Annotated in this window: 20 protein-coding genes; 3 read left to right on the forward strand and 17 right to left on the reverse strand. The window is 71.3% G+C overall.

Annotation, left to right across the window (positions count from 1 at the left end; genetic code table 11):
• Positions 1–93 precede the first annotated feature (93 nt).
• The gene (locus MKK69_RS03650) at positions 94–1,101 is read left to right on the forward strand and encodes an alpha/beta hydrolase (RefSeq protein WP_243965642.1); all 1,008 of its coding nucleotides are present in this window, start codon (positions 94–96) and stop codon (positions 1,099–1,101) included.
• A gap of 3 nt (positions 1,102–1,104) precedes the next feature.
• On the opposite strand, the gene MKK69_RS03655 is transcribed toward MKK69_RS03650, so the two are convergent.
• The 4 genes from MKK69_RS03655 to MKK69_RS03670 form a co-directional block, all read right to left on the reverse strand.
• Positions 1,105–2,343 (reverse strand): peptide ABC transporter permease, encoded by a 1,239-nt coding sequence (locus MKK69_RS03655; RefSeq protein WP_243965644.1) that lies wholly within the window; start codon positions 2,341–2,343, stop codon positions 1,105–1,107.
• Between the two features lie 105 nt (positions 2,344–2,448).
• On the reverse strand, positions 2,449–2,973 hold the full coding sequence (locus MKK69_RS03660; protein ID WP_243965646.1) for a DUF2937 family protein: 525 nt from the start codon (positions 2,971–2,973) through the stop codon (positions 2,449–2,451).
• Positions 2,974–3,024: 51 nt separating this feature from the next.
• Positions 3,025–4,038, reverse strand: coding sequence for a WD40 repeat domain-containing protein (locus MKK69_RS03665; RefSeq protein WP_243965650.1), 1,014 nt, complete (start codon positions 4,036–4,038; stop codon positions 3,025–3,027).
• A complete protein-coding gene (locus tag MKK69_RS03670) occupies positions 4,035–4,709 on the reverse strand; it encodes a YoaK family protein (RefSeq protein ID WP_243965652.1) in 675 nt (224 codons plus the stop codon). Before MKK69_RS03670 ends, MKK69_RS03665 begins: the two co-directional genes overlap by 4 nt.
• A gap of 207 nt (positions 4,710–4,916) precedes the next feature.
• On the opposite strand from MKK69_RS03670, the gene MKK69_RS03675 reads away from it, so the two are divergent.
• Complete coding sequence (locus tag MKK69_RS03675; protein ID WP_409564771.1) at positions 4,917–5,348, forward strand: response regulator; 432 nt, start codon at positions 4,917–4,919, stop codon at positions 5,346–5,348.
• Positions 5,349–5,372: 24 nt separating this feature from the next.
• Complete coding sequence (locus tag MKK69_RS03680; protein WP_243965654.1) at positions 5,373–5,732, forward strand: photosystem reaction center subunit H; 360 nt, start codon at positions 5,373–5,375, stop codon at positions 5,730–5,732.
• Positions 5,733–5,846: 114 nt separating this feature from the next.
• Here MKK69_RS03680 and MKK69_RS03685 read toward each other — a convergent pair whose 3' ends face one another.
• The 13 genes from MKK69_RS03685 to obgE all read right to left on the reverse strand — a co-directional run bounded on the left by MKK69_RS03685 (position 5,847) and on the right by obgE (position 17,377).
• The gene (locus MKK69_RS03685) at positions 5,847–6,476 is read right to left on the reverse strand and encodes a DUF2939 domain-containing protein (protein ID WP_243965657.1); all 630 of its coding nucleotides are present in this window, start codon (positions 6,474–6,476) and stop codon (positions 5,847–5,849) included.
• A gap of 24 nt (positions 6,477–6,500) precedes the next feature.
• Positions 6,501–7,055 carry an RNA pyrophosphohydrolase gene (locus tag MKK69_RS03690; protein ID WP_243965659.1) on the reverse strand — a complete coding sequence of 185 codons (555 nt, stop codon included), beginning with the start codon at positions 7,053–7,055 and terminating at the stop codon, positions 6,501–6,503.
• Between the two features lie 95 nt (positions 7,056–7,150).
• A complete protein-coding gene (locus MKK69_RS03695) occupies positions 7,151–8,386 on the reverse strand; it encodes a divergent polysaccharide deacetylase family protein (protein ID WP_243965660.1) in 1,236 nt (411 codons plus the stop codon).
• Positions 8,387–8,556: 170 nt separating this feature from the next.
• Positions 8,557–9,897, reverse strand: coding sequence for a S41 family peptidase (locus MKK69_RS03700; RefSeq protein ID WP_243965662.1), 1,341 nt, complete (start codon positions 9,895–9,897; stop codon positions 8,557–8,559).
• A complete protein-coding gene (locus MKK69_RS03705) occupies positions 9,897–11,294 on the reverse strand; it encodes a murein hydrolase activator EnvC family protein (protein WP_243965664.1) in 1,398 nt (465 codons plus the stop codon). The genes MKK69_RS03700 and MKK69_RS03705 overlap by 1 nt, the downstream gene beginning before the upstream one ends.
• 12 nt (positions 11,295–11,306) lie before the next feature.
• Complete coding sequence (rlmH, locus tag MKK69_RS03710; protein WP_243965666.1) at positions 11,307–11,801, reverse strand: 23S rRNA (pseudouridine(1915)-N(3))-methyltransferase RlmH; 495 nt, start codon at positions 11,799–11,801, stop codon at positions 11,307–11,309.
• Positions 11,802–11,815: 14 nt separating this feature from the next.
• A complete protein-coding gene (rsfS, locus tag MKK69_RS03715) occupies positions 11,816–12,265 on the reverse strand; it encodes a ribosome silencing factor (protein ID WP_409564772.1) in 450 nt (149 codons plus the stop codon).
• A complete protein-coding gene (locus MKK69_RS03720) occupies positions 12,262–12,936 on the reverse strand; it encodes a nicotinate-nucleotide adenylyltransferase (protein WP_313900823.1) in 675 nt (224 codons plus the stop codon). Before MKK69_RS03720 ends, rsfS begins: the two co-directional genes overlap by 4 nt.
• Positions 12,937–12,955: 19 nt before the next feature.
• On the reverse strand, positions 12,956–14,254 hold the full coding sequence (locus tag MKK69_RS03725; protein WP_243965668.1) for a glutamate-5-semialdehyde dehydrogenase: 1,299 nt from the start codon (positions 14,252–14,254) through the stop codon (positions 12,956–12,958).
• Between the two features lie 159 nt (positions 14,255–14,413).
• Positions 14,414–15,529 carry a glutamate 5-kinase gene (gene proB / locus MKK69_RS03730; protein WP_243965686.1) on the reverse strand — a complete coding sequence of 372 codons (1,116 nt, stop codon included), beginning with the start codon at positions 15,527–15,529 and terminating at the stop codon, positions 14,414–14,416.
• A gap of 104 nt (positions 15,530–15,633) precedes the next feature.
• Positions 15,634–16,038 carry a type II toxin-antitoxin system VapC family toxin gene (locus MKK69_RS03735; RefSeq protein WP_243965688.1) on the reverse strand — a complete coding sequence of 135 codons (405 nt, stop codon included), beginning with the start codon at positions 16,036–16,038 and terminating at the stop codon, positions 15,634–15,636.
• On the reverse strand, positions 16,035–16,301 hold the full coding sequence (locus MKK69_RS03740; RefSeq protein ID WP_243965690.1) for a type II toxin-antitoxin system VapB family antitoxin: 267 nt from the start codon (positions 16,299–16,301) through the stop codon (positions 16,035–16,037). The genes MKK69_RS03735 and MKK69_RS03740 overlap by 4 nt, the downstream gene beginning before the upstream one ends.
• Positions 16,302–16,348: 47 nt before the next feature.
• Positions 16,349–17,377 carry a GTPase ObgE gene (gene obgE, locus MKK69_RS03745; RefSeq protein ID WP_243965692.1) on the reverse strand — a complete coding sequence of 343 codons (1,029 nt, stop codon included), beginning with the start codon at positions 17,375–17,377 and terminating at the stop codon, positions 16,349–16,351.
• Positions 17,378–17,402: the final 25 nt, after the last annotated feature.

Below are 17,402 nucleotides of genomic sequence, written 5' to 3' on the forward strand. Positions count from 1 at the left end.
CCCGGGGCCCTCCGCGGCGTTGGACCGGCGCGCCTTCGGGAGCCGGCCGCACCACGAGCCGGTCCCGACCTATTGCTTTTCCGGGAGACGCCCTTGCGCCTGGACCGCCGCCTGCTGCTCGCCGGATTCGGGACTGCCTTCGGCCTGCGCTCGGCGCGGGCCGCCAGCGACGGGCCGCCGGAACCGGCCTCGCACGAATCGATCCGGGCGCTGCCGCGCTCCCTGCCGGGGGCGGACCTGCAGGTGATCGATCTCTGGCCGGGCGAGGCGCCAGGCGGCGGCAGCGGGCCCGACGCGGACGGCTACCGCTACGTCGAGGGTGTCGTCGGCGACATCACCCGGGTGGCGCGGCCCTGCCTGCTGGTCATGCGGCCGGCCAATGCCAACGGTGCCGCGATGATCGTCGCGGCCGGGGGCGGCTACGAGTTCATCGCCCTCGGCAACGAGGGCGTCCCGGTGGGGCGGGTCCTGAATGCGGCCGGCATCACGGTCTTCCTGCTGGTCTATCGCTTGCCGGCGGAGGGCTGGGGCTCGGGCCCCGACGCGCCGCGCCAGGACGCCCAGCGCGCCGTCCGGCTGGTCCGGGCCCGGGGGACGGAGTTCGGCATCGACCCGGCTCGGGTCGGCGTGCTCGGCTTCTCGGCCGGCGGCCACCTGATGGGCGAGACCGCGGTCGGCAGCGCCCTGGATCTCTACGCCGCGGTGGATTCCGTCGACGCGCAGCCCGTGCGGCCGGCGCTGGCCGGATTGATCTATCCGGTCATCACGATGCGAAAGCCCTTCGACCGGACCCATACACGCCGGATCCTCGTGGGCGACGACGTGACCCCGGCCGAGATGAAGACCTATTCGGTCGACCTGCAGGTCGGCCCGGACACGCCGCCGACCTTCCTGGCCCAGGCGATCGACGACCCCGTGGCGGTGGCCGATCATCCGCTGCTGATGTTCTCGGCCCTGCGCAAGGCGCGGGTGCCGGCCGAACTGCACCTGTTCGAGCGCGGCGGCCACGGCTTCGGCCTCGGTGCCCCCGGCACGCCGGCGGCGGCCTGGCCCGGGCTGTTCCTGGCCTGGATCCGCCTCCACGGCTTCCAGCGGCGCTGACCCTTAGCCCTGGCCGGCGATCACGCGGTGCAGCTTGGCGACCTTCGGCCGATTGGTGCGGAACTGGCCCCGCTCCACGGACACGAACACCACGGTCGCGATGGCGAGCGTCGTCAGCCACCAGATCGCCGTCAGCCCGACGCCCAGGCAGGCCACCGTGAAGGCCGCCGCGAAGCACCCCATCGCCCCGGGAACCAGGGCGGGACCTTCGCGCCCGGCCCGGCGGATCGAGGCGTAGAGCGCGAAGGCTGCGGCGAGGGCCCCGACGATTCCGAGCTCGTACCAGAACTCGAACAGAGCGGTCGTGGGCGCATTCAGCGGCAGCAGCCCGACCAGGCGGCCGCGCAGGGCCGTCTCGAAACCGTGGCCGGTGATCAGCCGCACCGGATCGGTGGTCACCACCTTCTGCCAGCTCTTCAGCGACAGCACCGCCGGTGCCAATGGACCGAGTACGGCGGCGCCCACGGGCCGCGCCAGGAACGGCAGCAGCGGCGCCACGGCGAGCAGGACGGCGGACAGGGTGGCGGTGAGCGTCACGCCGAGCTTCGGCCGGTAGCTCGTCACAGCGAAGGCCACGGAACCGACCGCCAGGGCGGCGATCTGGGTCGCGTCCGGCTGAACGGTGAGCGCCAGGGCGACCAGCAGGGCGACCCCCAGGGCTTCGCGGTCGCGGCGCCGGGACCGGAGCCATGCCAGCGCCGGCCAGACCAGCAGGATGAGCAGCACGAGGCCGCGATCGAGCGCGCCATCATCCTCGGTCCCGGCCGGCGCCATATGGGCGCCGAACAGCCCGAGCATGATCGCCACGATCGCGCCCGCGACGATTCCGAGGGGCAGCAGGTAGAGGTTCGCGGACCGCATCCGGTCGGGCAGGGCGAGATAGCCGAGCAGGGCCAGCCCGATCGTGGCCGCGAGGTTGACGAGGCGCTCCAGGGCCGGCCCGAGGAACGGCGTCCAGGTCAGGGACAGCGCCGACCAGAGCACCACGAGCATCCCCGCCAGGAAGGCCGGCGCCGTCAGCAGCCGGTAGGCGGAGGGGCGCACCGGCCGCTGCCGCCGGTCGATCACGCTGGCGATGATCAGCAGGATGACGGCGATCGGCGCGAGGATCACCGAGGCGCGGCGGGCGACCTGCGCCAGGACGGGGAGCACCACGAACAGGCCGAAGAAGCCGATGCGCCGCAGGAGTGCGGCGGCGTCGAGCGCCGGGTCAGCGGTGGTGGGAGTCGACGCGCGGGGCATCAGGCGCCTTCTTCCGGACCGGAACGGCCGGATCCCTGCTCGATACGCAAGCCTCGCGCAAGCCGCTGTAGACGCAGCGCCACACCTTCCGCCGCGCGCATCGCCTCAGGCCACGGTGGCGGGCTCGCGCGGGCGCCGCCGCACCGCGCGCCGGCCGAGATCCGACACCACCCGCCAGCCGCCCCAAGCGGCGAAGAAGCCGATCAGTCCGGCGGCCAGGCCGTCGGCGCTGGTTGGGATCGCCGGGCTGAAGTCGCGATAGGCGGCTGCGGCGACCGGCATGTCGGGATCGCGCAGCATCGCGACGACGCGGCCGAGCGGGCTCGTGGCCGAGGCCAGGGCCTGCTGCTGCGCGCTCAGCCGGGCGAGCCGGGCGATGTCCGCCTGCGCGGCCGCACCGCGCCGGGCCACAAGCTCGTCAGGGTTGCTGCGCAGCCGGTCGACCGCGCCCTCGCGGGTGGTGCCGGAGGCTTGGGCGTCCGATTCGAGCACCGCCACCTGCCGCCGCAATTCATCCGCGGCGCCGCCGATGCGCTGCGCGTATTGCTGCGCGAATTCGGGGGCCTGCGCGGCCACCGCGCCGCCGAGGAGACCGAGGGCGATGCCGAGGGTGCGGAGCACGCGGAACATGTCAGGCCTCCGGCGCGGGGAATCGCGCATCGACACAGAGCATGCCGGGCCTCACGCTGGAAGCGTCAGCAGGCCGGCCTGCCCATCGCCGCAGCCGAACAGCAAACGGCTCCCGCGCCCGTCCCAGGCGAGCGCGGTCACGCCGCTGCCCGCGACGGACGGCCGCACCAGGAGTTCCGCGGCGTCGGTGAACCGGACCAGCAGGATGCAGCCGTCCTCGTAGCCGACGGCCAGGACCGGCGCCTTGGGGTGGAACGACACGCGCGACACCCGGGCGGGACGGACCCCGCATTCGCGGGGGGCCTTCCCGGTCGGGCCCTCCTTCGAGTCGAACGGCCACACGATCGCGGCCTCGGCGCCGCTGGTGGCGAGCCAGTGCCCGTCCGACGACCACGCCACCGAGCGGACCTTGCCGGGATAACCCGACATCCGCATGTGGCCGCGATCCGGCTGGAGCCGCCACCCGTGCAGGGCATTCTCCTGCATGGTCGTCACCACGAAACGGCCGTCCGGCGACCAGGTCACGTCGATGTGGGAGCCCTTCCAGTCGATCACCTCCGCCGGGGTTTCGAGGTTCGGGTACCAGAGGCTGACGCCGTTGTAGTGGGCGATCCCGAGACGGTAGCCCTTCGGGGCGAAGACGAGGCCACGGCCGGTCGAGGGGGCCTGGAAGCTGCGCTCGCGGCCCTTGGCGTCCCGGGCCACGACATTGCGCCCGGCCGACCAAGCCACGGCGCCGTCCGGATGGAGCGCCAGGGCGTCGATCCAGGCGCCGCCCTTGGCGGATCCCACCTGTTCCACGGTGCCGTCCGCCCGGACCTCGACCACCCGGCCGTCGTCGCCGCCGGTGAGCAGGCGTGCGCCGATCCCGGCCGCCACCAGGATCCCGCCCTCGGGATGGGCGACGAGCCGCGTCAGGCCCGCCGCCTGCGCCAGCGCGACGGTGCCGTCGCTGAGCGCCAGGGCCGGCACGTCCTTCAGGAAATGGGCCGCGACCACGTGCGCGCCGGGCTCCAGCGCGGCGACGTGACTGGTGAGGGTGAGATTGCTGACGGGACTGCTCATGGTGCGGGGACCTTCGCGGCAGGCGGTGCCGTGCGCAAGACCAGGATCGCCGTCAGCAGCGCCAGGCCGCCCGAGAGGGCCGCGGGTGCGACCAACGCGTAGAGGGCGAAATGCCCGTAGGCCTGCGCACCGAGATACGCGCCGAACAACAGGGACAGCCAGACCAGGCCGTCGCCGATCCAGCCCAGCGGATCGCCGGTCCGGGTCAGCGCCTGGGCAATCTTCTGTCCCAGGCTGAAGAGGGCGCCGGTGACGAAGGTCGTGCCGGCGCGGAAGCCCTTCACCTGCGCCAGGACCGCGTTCTGCGAGCCCATCGCCACGGCGACGAAGAAGGCGGCGAGGCCGAGTTCCGGTGATTCGAGGCCCAGCCCGAGGCCGCCGAGGATCAGGAGGGACTCGTAGGCGAGGACCACCGGCGTGGTCCAACGGGCCGGGACCAGGATCGCGAGGCCGCTGCCGAGCACCGAGCCGATCAGGAAGGCGAGGATGAGCGTCGCGGGCAGCACCAGCCGGTGGAGGTCGGCGGCCGCGCCGAAGACAGCGAGCTGCGTGGTGTTGCCGCTCATGAACGAGGTGTAGAGCCCGCCCAGGCGCACGAAGCCCAGGGCATCCACGTATCCGGCCAGACCCGTGAGGAGCAGGCCGAGGCCGAGCTGCAGGAGCCGGCTCACGCGTCGGCCCCCCGGTATGGCCCCGGTAACCTTCCGTTAACCACTTGGATCGCTTCGTTCACCGGCGTGAGAGGTCGGTTAAGACGGCGCTCACCAAACGCGTGCAATTCGATGGAAACAGGGTGAACGCCGTGTCGAGAGGGGCCGTTGCCCCAGCGATCCGACCGGGGGACACCGAGCCCCCGCCGGGTGAGTGGGAGTTGCGTCATGGTTCCGTTCGCTGCCGCTTTCGTCTGCCCGTCCATGCCCGTTCTGGACTCGGCCACCGCCACGATCCTCGTGGTCGAGGATGAGCCGAGCGTCTGCGAACTGGCTGCCGAAACGCTCCTCGACGCGGGCTATCGGGTGCTCACCGCCGCGGATGCCTGGCAGGCCGAGGCGATCCTCGCCAGCCAGAGCGTGGACATGCTCTTCACCGATATCGATCTCGCTCGCAACACGAACGGCCTCGCGCTGGCCCGCCGGGCCCGGGGCCTCTGCCCGGACCTCCCGATCGTCTACACCTCCGGTGGCCGCGCCGACGTGTCGGCCCGCGACGCCGTCTCCGGCTCGGTCTTCGTGCCGAAACCCTATCGCCCAAGCCAGCTCGTGGCGCTGACCCGCGACGTGCTGAACGCCGCGCTCCCCCATCACGCCTGACCCGGACCTCCGAGGACACACGCCATGTGGCGCTCCCTTTCCGCACTCGGCCTCGCCCTGGCGCTGTCGGCCACGCCGGCGAACGCCGCCTGCGACGTGACCGGCGCGAAGATCGAGGAAGCGATCGCCGCCAAGGGCGAATTGCGCGCGGATGCCAATGCTCAGCTGGTGCGCGACCTGCGGACCCTGCGCGACGCCGCCATCGTGCTGGACACGTACAAGTTTCCCGGTGAGTGCGAGGTTCTGCTTGGGATCGCCAAGTCGTTGCTGTCCAACCCCGGCAAGACCATCGAGCAGGGCGGCGACACCGACGAGGACAAGGCCGAGAGCCTGATTGAGGCCCGCGAGCCCAAGGATGCCGCCGGCACGCCGAAGGCGAAGTGACCTCCGGGCACGGCGGGACGCGCAGCCTGCCTTGACCGGGCTTCCGAACGTCCGGTCCGCTCCGCCGTCTTCCGAACGGCGCCGACCGCCGCTCGGGACGCCGCCCCGCTCGGTTTAGGGCTCCTGCCCGCCGGTCGCCCCGATCTTCGCCCGGGCCATTGCCCGGCCGAGCTTCGCGGCGATCTGGTCGCGCAGCATGTCGGCCATCTCGATGTCGACCAGGCGCCAGGTCAGACCGCGCAGCCGCAACCGGATGCGGGTGCGCGCGCCGCGGGGCGCCTCGGGCGGGATCGGGATCACCACCGCGCGGAAGCCCCGCATTTCGAGGGCCGTATAATAGGGCAGGAGACGCCCGACGCTGCGGATCGCGAGGCCTTCGGGTCGCGTGTCGGACGGCCGTTCGAGATCGAGCTTGTCGGGCCAGCCATTGGCGAGCAGGTCGATCACCGTCTCCGGGGTGACCATCGACTCGGACAGGGCCAGGGCCAGCCCGTAGGCGGCATCGCCGAGGCGCTGGCGATCACGGGCCTCCAGGTCCGAATCGGCCTCCGCGGCAACCCGCATCGCCGCCGTGATCTGACGCACCAGGGAGAGGCGGAGCGTCCGGAAGTTCACGTGGCTCTCGATATAGGCCGCGTCGTGCCGGCGCACCGCCTGCGAGAGATCGTAGAGCGACCAGAGCGGGCTCATCGTGAACGCGACCCAGGCGAGGGCCAGGCCGAGCGGGACCATGAGCCAGCGCACGGTCTCAGACCCCCGGCCGCAGCGTCACGAAGCGTCCGCCCAGCGATCGAGACCCGAGAAGGCCGCCACCACGCGCTCGTAGACCGGGCGTTTGAACGGCACGATCAGGTCCGGCAGCTCGGCGAAACCGGCCCAGCGCCACGCGTCGAACTCGGCCTTGTGGGCGCCGCCCCCCGGACGCAGCACGTCGATCGACGACTCGTCGCCCAGGAAGCCGTAGGCGAACCATCTCTGGGTCTGCCCCCGGTAGCGCCCCTGCCACGCCTGCTTCATCACGTCGGGCGGCAGGTTGTAGGCGAGCCAGTCCGGGATCTCGGCGAGCAAGCGGAGCGCCTCCGGCGGGACGTTGGTCTCCTCGTAGAGTTCGCGGCGCGCGGCCGCCTCGGGATCCTCGCCCGGATCGACGCCGCCCTGCGGCATCTGCCACATGTACGGGCCTGAGACGTGCTCGGGCCCCGCATCCTTGGTCCGGCGTCCGACGAAGACGCCGCCTCCGGGCGCGATCAGCGCGACGCCCACGCAGGGGCGGTAGGGCAGGGCGCTGCCGGGATCCGAATCCGTCGTCATCGGCCGGACCATAGGTCAGGCCCGCGGGGCGCGGCAACGCCGATCGGGGACGCGGCCCTCCCGTTGCGCCCGGAGACTATCGGTGCGGGAGCGTTTCGCGAACTCACTCAATCGGCCGTAGTAACCCGCTTCTCACGGGCGCCGCGCAGGGCGACGCTGGCCGGGACGAGCCGCAGCCCCCGGGCATCGAGATCCCGCGCCCAGCGGGCGATTCGGTCGACACTGAGGGCCGCACCGCTCGCCGAGACCAGGGCGAAGCCGTTGGCCCGGGCCCGGGCCTCGGCCTGTGTCAGGGCGGCGTCGATGGCGTCGGCGCGCGGTGTGGCGTCGAGGACGATCTCGGCACGGGCGATCGGCGTGCAAGCCTTGTTGGCCGGCGCGGCCGGGGGTTTCGGATTCGTGCCGTCGTCGAGGAAGCCGAGGCCGCGGGCGCCGATCTCGCGCAGGATCGGCTCGAAGGCGGAATCCGCCATCAGCTTGGAGCCCATGTAGTTCACGACGCCGACATAGCCCGGGAAGCGCGCGAGCGCCCAGGCGAGGCGGTCGACATTCTCGGGGCCCTTCAGGGCGGTGAGCAGGCCCTGGGGGCCCGGGTCGCTGTCGGGATAGTCGAACGGCTCCATGGGCAGCTGGAGGAAGACCTCGTGGCCGGCATCGCGCGCCCGGGCGGCGGCGCGCTCGACCTCGCCGCCATAGGGCAGGAAGGCGAGGCTGACGGCTGCCGGCAGGCGCGCGGTGGCACCCGCGGTGGCGGCCTGGCCGACACCGAGCCCGGTCACCACGATGGCGATGCGCGGACCGGTTCCGGGCTCCTCGGGCCGGGCGTAGACGTCGAGGGCGCGTACGCGGCCCTCGCCGAGCTTCGGGATCAGGCCGTGCCGGCCGGTCTCGCTGATGCGCGGGTCCGGCGCGGGGGCGAGTCGCGGCGCGTTGGGGGGCGGGACCCGGATCACCACGGCATCGGTCGGCGCCGAGCCGAGGGGACGCACCACCGTGACGCCGGATGCGGACTCGATCTCCTCCGCGCTGCGCTGGAGCTGGGTCGGTCCGGGGGTGGTCATGGCGACCGGCGGCTCGGCCACCGGCACTGGGACGGCCGGCCGCGCCGCGGGCTCGCGGAACGCGATCATCGCCTCGGCGCGGGGCTCCCCGCCCTGGGGATCGCCGAGGGCGACGACGAGGCCGACCGACAGGGCGAGCGCGGCCGCGATGGCCCCCGCCGCGACCCTCGGCCGACGCAGGACCGCGAGGTGCCGTCCGAACCGCCCGCTGGGCTGCTCCGGCACCTGCGCCTCCGGCACGCCGAGGGGGCGCGTGAGGATATCGTCCGTGGACTCGGTCAAGCGGCTCTCGACACGGAATCGGTCCCGCCGCGCCGGACGCGGCACGGATCCCGGACGCCATTGCCGACCGGTATGGTTAACGATCCCCTAAGGACCGGCCTGGGATACGAAAATCCCGCCCGGCAGGTCGGCCGGGCGGGAGCGGATAGCGCCGTTCGTGGTCTGGGCGATCAGTTCGGGAGGCTGGGCTTCTGCTGCTGGGCGTTCGGCGTGCCGTTGGCCGCGCCCTTCTGGATGCCGTGCAGGAAGTCGACTGCCGCGATCAGCTGCTTGTCCTTGGCCGGGTCCGACGGCATGTAGGCGGAGGAGCCGCCGCGCTCGTCGGTGTCCTTCTGCTTCAGGTGGCCCTTCAGCCCGGCCTCGCCCTTGGTCTCGTCCTTGCCCTTCAGCTCGTCCGGCACGTCCTGCAGGACCTCGACATCGGGCTCGATGCCCTTCGCCTGGATCGAGCGGCCCGACGGCGTGTAGTAGCGCGCCGTGGTCAGCCGCAGGGCGCCGGATCCGCCGAGCGGGATGATCGACTGCACCGAGCCCTTGCCGAAGGAGCGCGTGCCCATGATGGTCGCGCGCTTGTGATCCTGCAGGGCGCCGGCCACGATCTCCGAGGCCGAGGCGGAGCCGCCGTTCACGAGGACCACCACGGGCTTGCCCTTGGTCAGGTCGCCGGACTTTGCGGAGAAGCGCTGCGTCTCGTCGGGGTTGCGGCCGCGGGTCGAGACGATCTCGCCGCGGTCCAGGAAGGCGTCCGAGACCATCACCGCCTGGTCGAGCAGGCCGCCCGGGTTGTTGCGCAGGTCGATGACGTAGCCCTTGATCTTGTCAGGCCCGATGTCGCTCGACAGCTTGTCGATCGCGGCGCGCATGCCGTCGAAGGTCTGCTCGTTGAACTGCGTCAGGCGGATATAGGCGACGTCGCCGCCCTCGACCTTGGAGCGGACCGGTTTGATCTTGATCACGTCGCGGGTCAGCGTGACGTCGATCGGGTCCTTCGACTCCTTGCGGCTGATCTTGAGCTTCACGCTCGAATTGACCGGGCCGCGCATCTTGTCGACCGCCTGGTTCAGGGTGAGGCCCTGGACCTGATCGTCGTCGATCTGGGTGATGACGTCGTTGGCGAGCAGGCCCGCCTTGGCGGCGGGGGTGTCGTCGATCGGGGTGACGACCTTGATCAGGCCGTCCTCCATGGTGACCTCGATGCCCAGCCCGCCGAACTCGCCGCGGGTGGTGGTCTGCATGTCGCGGAACGCCTTGGCGTCCATGTAGCTCGAATGCGGGTCGAGCGAGGCCAGCATGCCGTTGACGGCCGACTCGATCATCTTCGACTCGTCCGGCTTCTCGACGTAGTCGGTCCGGACCTTCTCGAACACGTCGCCGAACAGGCTCAGCTGGCGATAGGTTTCGGCCGAGGCGGCCACCGCCCGGGGACCCGACAGGAAGTCGGTCTGGGTGGCCACCATGGAGGTGCCGGCACCCAGGAAGGCGCCGAGCATGATCAGAGACGTCTTGCGCATCAGCCGCGAACCTTCTCGCCAAGTACCGTATTAGCCGGGCTTCTCGCCCACCACGGCTCCGGATCGATGGAGCCGCCGTCCTTCTTGAACTCGACGTACAGGGTGGGATCGCCGTCGGACCCAGTCGGGCCCGGGCCTTTCTCGCCCATGCTGCCGACCGGTTCGCCCGCGAGCACGAACTGGCCGACCTCGACGCTGATCTGTTCCATCCCCGCGAGCAGGAGATAGTAGCCGTCGCCCGCGTTGATGATCAAGAGTTGCCCGTAGGACCGGAACGGCCCGGCGAACTGCACCCAACCGTCGGCCGGGGATGAGACCGTCGCCTTCGGACGCGTCGCGAAGGATACGCCACGGCTGGTTCCACCGTTGCCGTCGGGCTGGTTGAAGCCCCGCGCCAGCCGACCGCTGACAGGCCGCGGCACTTCGCCCCGCGCCTCCGAAAAATGCACTTTCGGTGCCAGCCGCGCGGGATCGCGGAAGCCGGCCGCGGCAAATCGTTCCTGCGTCACGCGGATCTCGCGTTCGGCCGCCGCCTTCGCCTCCTCGGCGGAGCGTTTGGCCGCCACGGCCTCGGCTTCGGTCCGGTCCAGGAGATCCTTCAGGGTCTTCGCCTGGGCACCGAGCTCGGCAGCCCGGCGGCGCTCGGCAGTGAGACCGCTCTCGACCTCCGCCTGGCGGGCACGGCGGGCCGCCACCAGGGCCTCGAGGCGCTGGCGCTCCCGCGCCCACCCGGTCAGGTCGCTGGTGAGGCCTTCCTTGTCCTGTGCGATCAAGCCGCGCAGGCGGATCATTTCCGCGAGATCGGCCGCCAGGGTGTCGACCTCCCCGCGCAACTCCGGCACCACGGCACCGAGCAGCATCGAGGTGCGGATGGCCGCGAGCACGTCCTCCGGGCTTACAAGCACCGCCGGTGGCGGGCGACGTCCCATCCGCTGGAGCGCGGCCAGGATCTCGGCGACCACGCCCCGGCGGGCCTGGAGCGAGCGCCGGATCGCGGCCTCGCTCTCGCTCATCGCCTTCAGCCGCTCCTCCAGGCGGCTCAGCCGGTCCTCGGTCGCCTGCGCCTGACGGCCGGCGTCGAGGAGGGCGGAGTCGAGCTTGGACCGGTCCGTACCGATGGCGGCGATCTCGGCCTCGAACTGCGCCCGCTGGCCGTTGCTGGCGGCCAGGGCATCCTGCACGCGCTTGATGTTCTCGGCGCGACGGTCGCGCTCCGCATTGTCCCGCTGCGCCGCCTCGGAGTCCGGGGGCGCCGGGGTCTCGGCATGCGCGGGCCACGCGACATGAGCCGCGGCCAGCAGGACCAGAGCGGTCAGGAGGCGGCGGGAGGCGCGACCGGACGACGACGGGCCGATGGGGGTATCGGCCCGCGCCCGGACGGCATCGATTTCGGCCATGGCCACCGCCGGTCAGCCCGCCTCGCCCCGATGATAGGGATGGCCGGCCAGGATGGTCAGGCTGCGGTAGATCTGTTCCAGGGCGAGCACGCGCACGAGTCCGTGGGGCAAGGTGGCCGCCCCGAAGGACAGGATCAGCTCCGCCTTCGTCCGAATTGAGGCGTCCAGACCATCTGGCCCGCCGATGACGACGGTCAGCGCCGGCCGCCCGACATCACGCCAGCCGGCCAACCGCTCGGCCAGGGCCTCGCTCGGGATATCGGCACGGCCGCGCTCGTCATACGCCACCAGGACACCGCCGGGCGGCAGATGGGCGGCGAGCAGGGCCGCCTCCTCGGTGCAGCGGTCTAGGGCGCGTCGTGCGCGCGCTTCCGGGATCTCCACGCTGTCGCAGGCCGAAAAGCCGAGCCCGCGCCCCAATTGGGCGGCGCGGTCGCGATATCGTGACGCGAGGTCCCGCTCCGGACCGGCCTTCAACCGTCCGATCGCCGCCAGGACGAGTCGCAAGCGGTCGGTCCGGCCTAGCCGAGGGCGAGCCCGACCGGACGATCGGCGCCCCACATCTTCTCGAGATTGTAGAAGCCGCGCACTTCCGGACGGAAGATGTGCACGAGCACGTCGCCGGCGTCGATCAGAACCCAGTCGCAGGCGGGCAGGCCCTCGACCCGGGCGTTGCCGAAGCCGCGGTTCTTCATCTCCTGGATGATCTTGTCGGCGATCGAGCCCACGTGCCGCTGCGAGCGACCCGACGTGATGATCATCGTGTCGGCCAGCGACGTCTTCCCGGCGAGGTCGATGGCGATCGTCTCCTCGGCCTTCATCTCGTCGAGGCAGTCGAGGGCGAGGGCTTTGAGATCGTCCGAGCGCGCCTGGCCGGGCTCGTCCGGGGCGAGAACGGCGGTGCGGATCGTCTCCGTATGAATGGTTTCGGGCAGAGTCCTGGTTCCTCGTGGTGCCGCGGGCGGCGTCACCCCTCGCGGGGTGCCATGAAATTGGCGGTATCGGGCGGCGATTGCAACCGCGCCGTCTCCGAACCCCCGCCACGTCTCGGCATACCGTTACGGATCTCCGTCGAGGACAGGCTCGACCGCGGCCCGTGGAGGAAGGTCCAGGCCGGCGGCCGGCGCAGCGCGAGCGTCGAGGCCGCGGCTTCGGGGATGCGCGCCTGCGCCAGCCGCTGGGCGGCGCGGGCGCTCAGCGGGGTCATGGTCCAGCCGGGCCGGTCGATGACCGCGATCGGCACGAGTCGCGCGATCTCGGCGGAGCCTTTCCAGCGGTGGAAGGTGCCGAGCGAATCAGCGCCCATGATCCAGACGAAATGGACGCCGGGGCAGCGACGCGTGAGGAAGCACAGGGTCTGCACGGTGAAGCGGACGCCGAGGGCCGCCTCGACGCCGGTCACGGCGATGCGCGGATGCCGGGCGACCCGGTGCGCCTGGGCGCACCGCTCCGCGACGGTCGGGAGCGTTTTGCGGCTCTTCAGGGGGTTGCCGGGGCTGACCAGCCACCAGACGCGGTCCAGCCCCAGCCGACGCATCGCCAGCACGGAGACGTGGCGATGGCCGAGATGCGCGGGGTTGAAGGATCCGCCGTAGAGGCCGATCCGCATGCCGGGCGCGCTCGGCGGCAAACTCAGCCGCACGCCGGACCCTCGGCCGATGTCACGCACGGATCTGGCCGCTGCCGTGGACGCGATACTTGAAGGTCGTGAGCTGCTCGACGCCCACCGGGCCGCGGGCATGCATCCGCCCGGTGGCGATCCCGATCTCGGCGCCGAACCCGAACTCGCCGCCATCGGCGAACTGCGTCGAGGCGTTGTGGGTCACGATCGCCGAATCGACCTCCGCTAGGAATCGGGCCGCCTCGGCCTCATCCTCGGTGATGATCGCGTCGGTGTGGTGCGAGCCGTAGGTCTCGATATGCTCGATCGCCGCGGCGATCCCGTCGACCACCCGGACCGCGATGACCGCGTCGAGGTACTCGGTGTGCCAATCCTGCTCCGCGGCGGCGGTCACCCGGGGATCGACCGCCCGCGTCTCGGCGTCGCCGCGGACGGCGCAGCCGGCATCGAGCAGGGCGCCGACCAGGGGGGCGAGATGCGTCGCCGCGCAGGCACGGTCGACCAGGAGGGTCTCGGCGGCGCCGCAGACGCTGGTCCGGCGCATCTTGCTGTTGAGCAGCACGGTGCGGGCCATGGCGAGATCGGCCGCGGCGGCCACGTAGACGTGATTGATGCCGTCGAGATGGGCGAAGACCGGCACCCGCGCCTCGGCCTGAACGCGGGTGACGAGACCGCGCCCGCCCCGGGGCACGATCACGTCGACGCAGCCGTCGAGGCCGGCGAGCATCAAGCCCACCGCCGTGCGGTCGCGGGTCGGTACCAGCTGGATCGCGTCTTCCGGCAGGCCGGCATCGGCCAGCCCCCGGCTCATCGCCCGGGCGATGGCCATGGCGCTGCGGTGGCTGTCCGAGCCCGCCCGCAGGATCGCGGCGTTGCCGGCCTTCAGGCACAGCGCACCGGCATCCGCGGTGACGTTGGGGCGGCTCTCGAAGATCACCCCGATCACCCCGAGCGGCACCGCGATGCGCTCGATCAGCAGGCCGTTCGGCCGCTCGATGGCGGCGAGCTGGCGGCCCACCGGGTCGGCCAGCAATCCGATCTTCTCGACGGCGTCCGCCATCGCCGCCAGGCGTCCGGGATCGAGGGTGAGCCGGTCGATCAGGGCGGCGGTCTGACCGGCGCTGCGCGCGGCAGCCACGTCGCGGGCGTTCTCCGCCAGGATCTCGTCGCGGTTCGCCCGCAGGCGCTCGGCGATCGCCTTCAGAGCGAGATCCTTGGTCTGCGCCGAGGCCAGCGCCATCCGCCGGGCGGCCGCACGGGCGCGCCGGCCGATCGCCGCCATCTGCTCCGGCAGGGCGTCGGCCTCAGCGAAGTCCGATCTCAGATTCAGGACGGGCACGCTGGCGTCCTCAGTTCGCGACGGCCGTTCACCGGCTCGACGGGGAAGGGCGCTGTCTTCGCACATCGTGCGGCGCACCGACAAGTGTGCTGTGTCACAGTCGCCAACAATACTTAATCAGACGCGTTCGACATCAATGCTGCTCCGTCACGGCATTCTTCAGAACAGGGCCAAGTCATCGCGATGCACCATCCAGGCGCGGCCGGGATAGTTGAGCAAATCCGGGATCCGTGCGCTGGGATGCCCGATGATCAGTGCGGCCTCGGCATCGTCGTAGGCGACGAGGCCGCGCCCCAGCGCCCGGCCCTCGGGATCGCGGATCTCCACGGCATCGCCGCGGGAGAAGCTGCCGTCGATCGCCCGGACACCCACGGGCAACAGGCTGGCGCCGCCCCGGAGGGCCTGCACGGCACCGGAATCGATCGTGAGCGACCCCCTGGGTTCGAGGGACCCCGCGATCCAGGTCTTCCGCGCCGCGGTCGGCGTGGAGCCGGACAGGAACCACGAGCAGCGCGCACCCTCCCGCAGCGCCTTCAGCGGGTTCTTCCCGCGCCCGTCCGCGATCACCAGATGGGTGCCCCCGGATACGGCGATCTTGGCCGCCTCGACCTTGGTGCGCATGCCGCCCCGCGACAGCTCGGAGGCCGGCCCGCCCGCCATCGCCTCGATCTCCGGGGTGATGCGTTCGATGACCGCCAGGTGGCGCGCGTCCGGGTCGCTGTTCGGCGGTGCGGTGTAGAGGCCGTCGATATCCGAGAACAGCACCAGCACGTCGGCATCGATCATCGTGGCGACCCGCGCGGCGAGGCGGTCGTTGTCGCCGTAGCGGATCTCCGAGGTCGCCACCGTATCGTTCTCGTTGACGACCGGCACGGCGCGCATCTCGAGGAGCTTCAGCACGGTTGCCCGGGCGTTAAGGTAGCGGCGCCGCTCCTCTGTGTCCTGCGGCGTCACCAGGATCTGGCCGGCCACGATGCCGTGATGGCCCAGCGCCTCGGCCCAGTGCCGGGCGAGGGTGATCTGCCCCACCGAGGCCGCCCCCTGGCTCTCCTCCAGCCGCAGGGGCCCCGGCGGCAGGCCCAGCACCGTCCGGCCCAGGGCGATGCTGCCGGAGGACACGACCAGCACGTCGACCCCGCGCCCGTGCAGCTCGGCGATGTCCTCGGCCAGGGCCGCGAGCCAGGCATGTCGGAGGCGGCCGGCATTGCGGTCGACCAGCAAAGCCGACCCGACCTTGATCACGACGCGGCGGAAATCTTCGAGGGCGGGGATCATGATTCTTCGCGGACGGGCGGTACGGGGCGGTTTGGACGACGGCTGCGGTCTTGGACAGCCTTATGCGAAGGCTGAAGGGGCGGATCGGAACCGGGGTGGCGCGCTCAAGCTGCCGGGCTGTAGGCGGGCACCAAATCGGTATGGATGAAATCGTTGCCTTTGAAGAGGAGCGGTACGGCGTGGACCTTGGCGACGGCATAAGACAGGCAGTCGCCGAAGTTCAGGCAGGCGGCATGACCTTGACCCTTGCCGTAGTGGCCGAAGGCGTGAGCAGCAGCTCGGTAGGCTTCCAAGTCAAAATCGACGGTCCGGATGCTGGGCGTGGCGATCAGGCGATCGAGAAACGCATCGGCGAAGGTTGGCATCAGAGAGCCGAGCACCATTCGTGTTTCGAGGAGGGTCGGCGGTCCCACGAGCGCGCGATGACGAACGATGATCTCGTCAAAGATCTGCCCCTCGGGTTCGCCGAGCGCGATCGTGACGAGAGCGGAACTGTCCAGTGCGATCACGCCGGTAGACCGTTCCAATCGTAGAGCCAGCCGTGATCGTTGAGGGCTCCTGGTACGATGTGCGGGCGCGCTTCGGCCACGAGCGCCCGGATCGCCGCGAGTTCGGCCTGTTGGCCAGGATCGAACCCGCCCTCGGCGGACGTATTCCGATCCAGGTCCCGAAGGGCCGTCGCGACGGCCTCGTCGAGTGACGTGCCGAGGCGACTGGCAAGATTGCGCGCGCGCTGAAAGTCCTCGTCGCGAATCGTCAGCAGCTTGGGCATCGGGCTGTCTCCGGCGCCAGCTTATCGCGCAGGCGCCGCGCCGCCAATCACGGCTCCCAGGCCGCCACAGGCTCCCTGTCCGCCTCCACGCTGGCGTCGATCTCAGCCTGGAGTGCGCGCAGCGCCTCCGGCACGCCCTTCCGGCTCGCGGAGGACAGGACCAGCGGTGCCCGTCCGGCCGCGCGCTTCAGCTTGGCCACCTGGCTCTTGAGCGTCTCGGCGTCGAGCGCGTCGGCCTTGGACAGCGCCACGATCTCGGGCTTCTCGGCGAGGCCGTTGCCGTAGGCCTCGATCTCACCGCGGACCAGCTTATAGGTCTTGCCGGCGTGCTCGGTGGTGCCGTCCACGAGGTGCAGCAGCACCCGGCAGCGCTCGACATGGGCCAGGAACTTGTCGCCGAGCCCGACACCTTCGTGCGCGCCCTCGATCAGGCCGGGAATGTCGGCGAGCACGAATTCGCGCCCGTCCGAACGGACCACGCCGAGCCCGGGATGCAGGGTCGTGAACGGGTAATCGGCGATCTTCGGCTTGGCGGCCGTGACGCTCGCCAGGAAGGTCGACTTGCCGGCATTTGGCAGGCCGACGAGGCCGGCATCGGCGATCAGCTTCAGCCGCAGCCAGATCCACATCTCCTGGCCTTCGAGGCCGGGATTGGCGTGTTTCGGCGCGCGGTTGGTCGAGGTCGTGAAATAGGCGTTGCCGAAGCCGCCGTTGCCGCCCTTGGCCAGCCGGATCGTCTGGCCGACCTCGGTCAGGTCGGCGATCAGGGTCTCGCCGTCCTCGGCGAAGATCTGCGTGCCGGCCGGGACCTTCAGCACCGCGTCGGCGCCGTTGGCGCCGTGGCAGTTCGAGCCCATGCCGTGCTCGCCCTTCTTGGCCTTGAAATGCTGCTGGTAGCGGTAGTCGATCAGGGTGTTGAGCCCCTCGACGCACTCGACCCAGACGTCGCCGCCGCGTCCGCCGTCCCCGCCGTTCGGGCCGCCGAACTCGATGAACTTCTCCCGCCGGAACGCGACGCAGCCGGGGCCACCGTCACCGGACCGGATATAGACCTTGGCTTCGTCGAGGAATTTCACGGTCCGTCTCGTCGCTCGTGCCTGC

The organism is Methylobacterium sp. J-026 (assembly GCF_022829585.1).
In the GTDB taxonomy this organism is placed as follows: Bacteria; Pseudomonadota; Alphaproteobacteria; order Rhizobiales; family Beijerinckiaceae; genus Methylobacterium.

Coding starts and splice junctions, on each gene's coding strand:
- MKK69_RS03680 (WP_243965654.1), top strand. CDS start 5,373: ATGTGGCGCTCCCTTTCCGCACTCGGCCTCGCCCTGGCGCTGTCGGCC.
- proB (WP_243965686.1), bottom strand. CDS start 15,529: ATGATCCCCGCCCTCGAAGATTTCCGCCGCGTCGTGATCAAGGTCGGG.
- MKK69_RS03740 (WP_243965690.1), bottom strand. CDS start 16,301: ATGCCCAAGCTGCTGACGATTCGCGACGAGGACTTTCAGCGCGCGCGC.
- MKK69_RS03660 (WP_243965646.1), bottom strand. CDS start 2,973: ATGTTCCGCGTGCTCCGCACCCTCGGCATCGCCCTCGGTCTCCTCGGC.
- MKK69_RS03675 (WP_409564771.1), top strand. CDS start 4,917: ATGGTTCCGTTCGCTGCCGCTTTCGTCTGCCCGTCCATGCCCGTTCTG.
- MKK69_RS03700 (WP_243965662.1), bottom strand. CDS start 9,897: ATGCGCAAGACGTCTCTGATCATGCTCGGCGCCTTCCTGGGTGCCGGC.
- MKK69_RS03705 (WP_243965664.1), bottom strand. CDS start 11,294: ATGGCCGAAATCGATGCCGTCCGGGCGCGGGCCGATACCCCCATCGGC.
- MKK69_RS03665 (WP_243965650.1), bottom strand. CDS start 4,038: ATGAGCAGTCCCGTCAGCAATCTCACCCTCACCAGTCACGTCGCCGCG.
- MKK69_RS03655 (WP_243965644.1), bottom strand. CDS start 2,343: ATGCCCCGCGCGTCGACTCCCACCACCGCTGACCCGGCGCTCGACGCC.
- MKK69_RS03690 (WP_243965659.1), bottom strand. CDS start 7,055: ATGGTCCGGCCGATGACGACGGATTCGGATCCCGGCAGCGCCCTGCCC.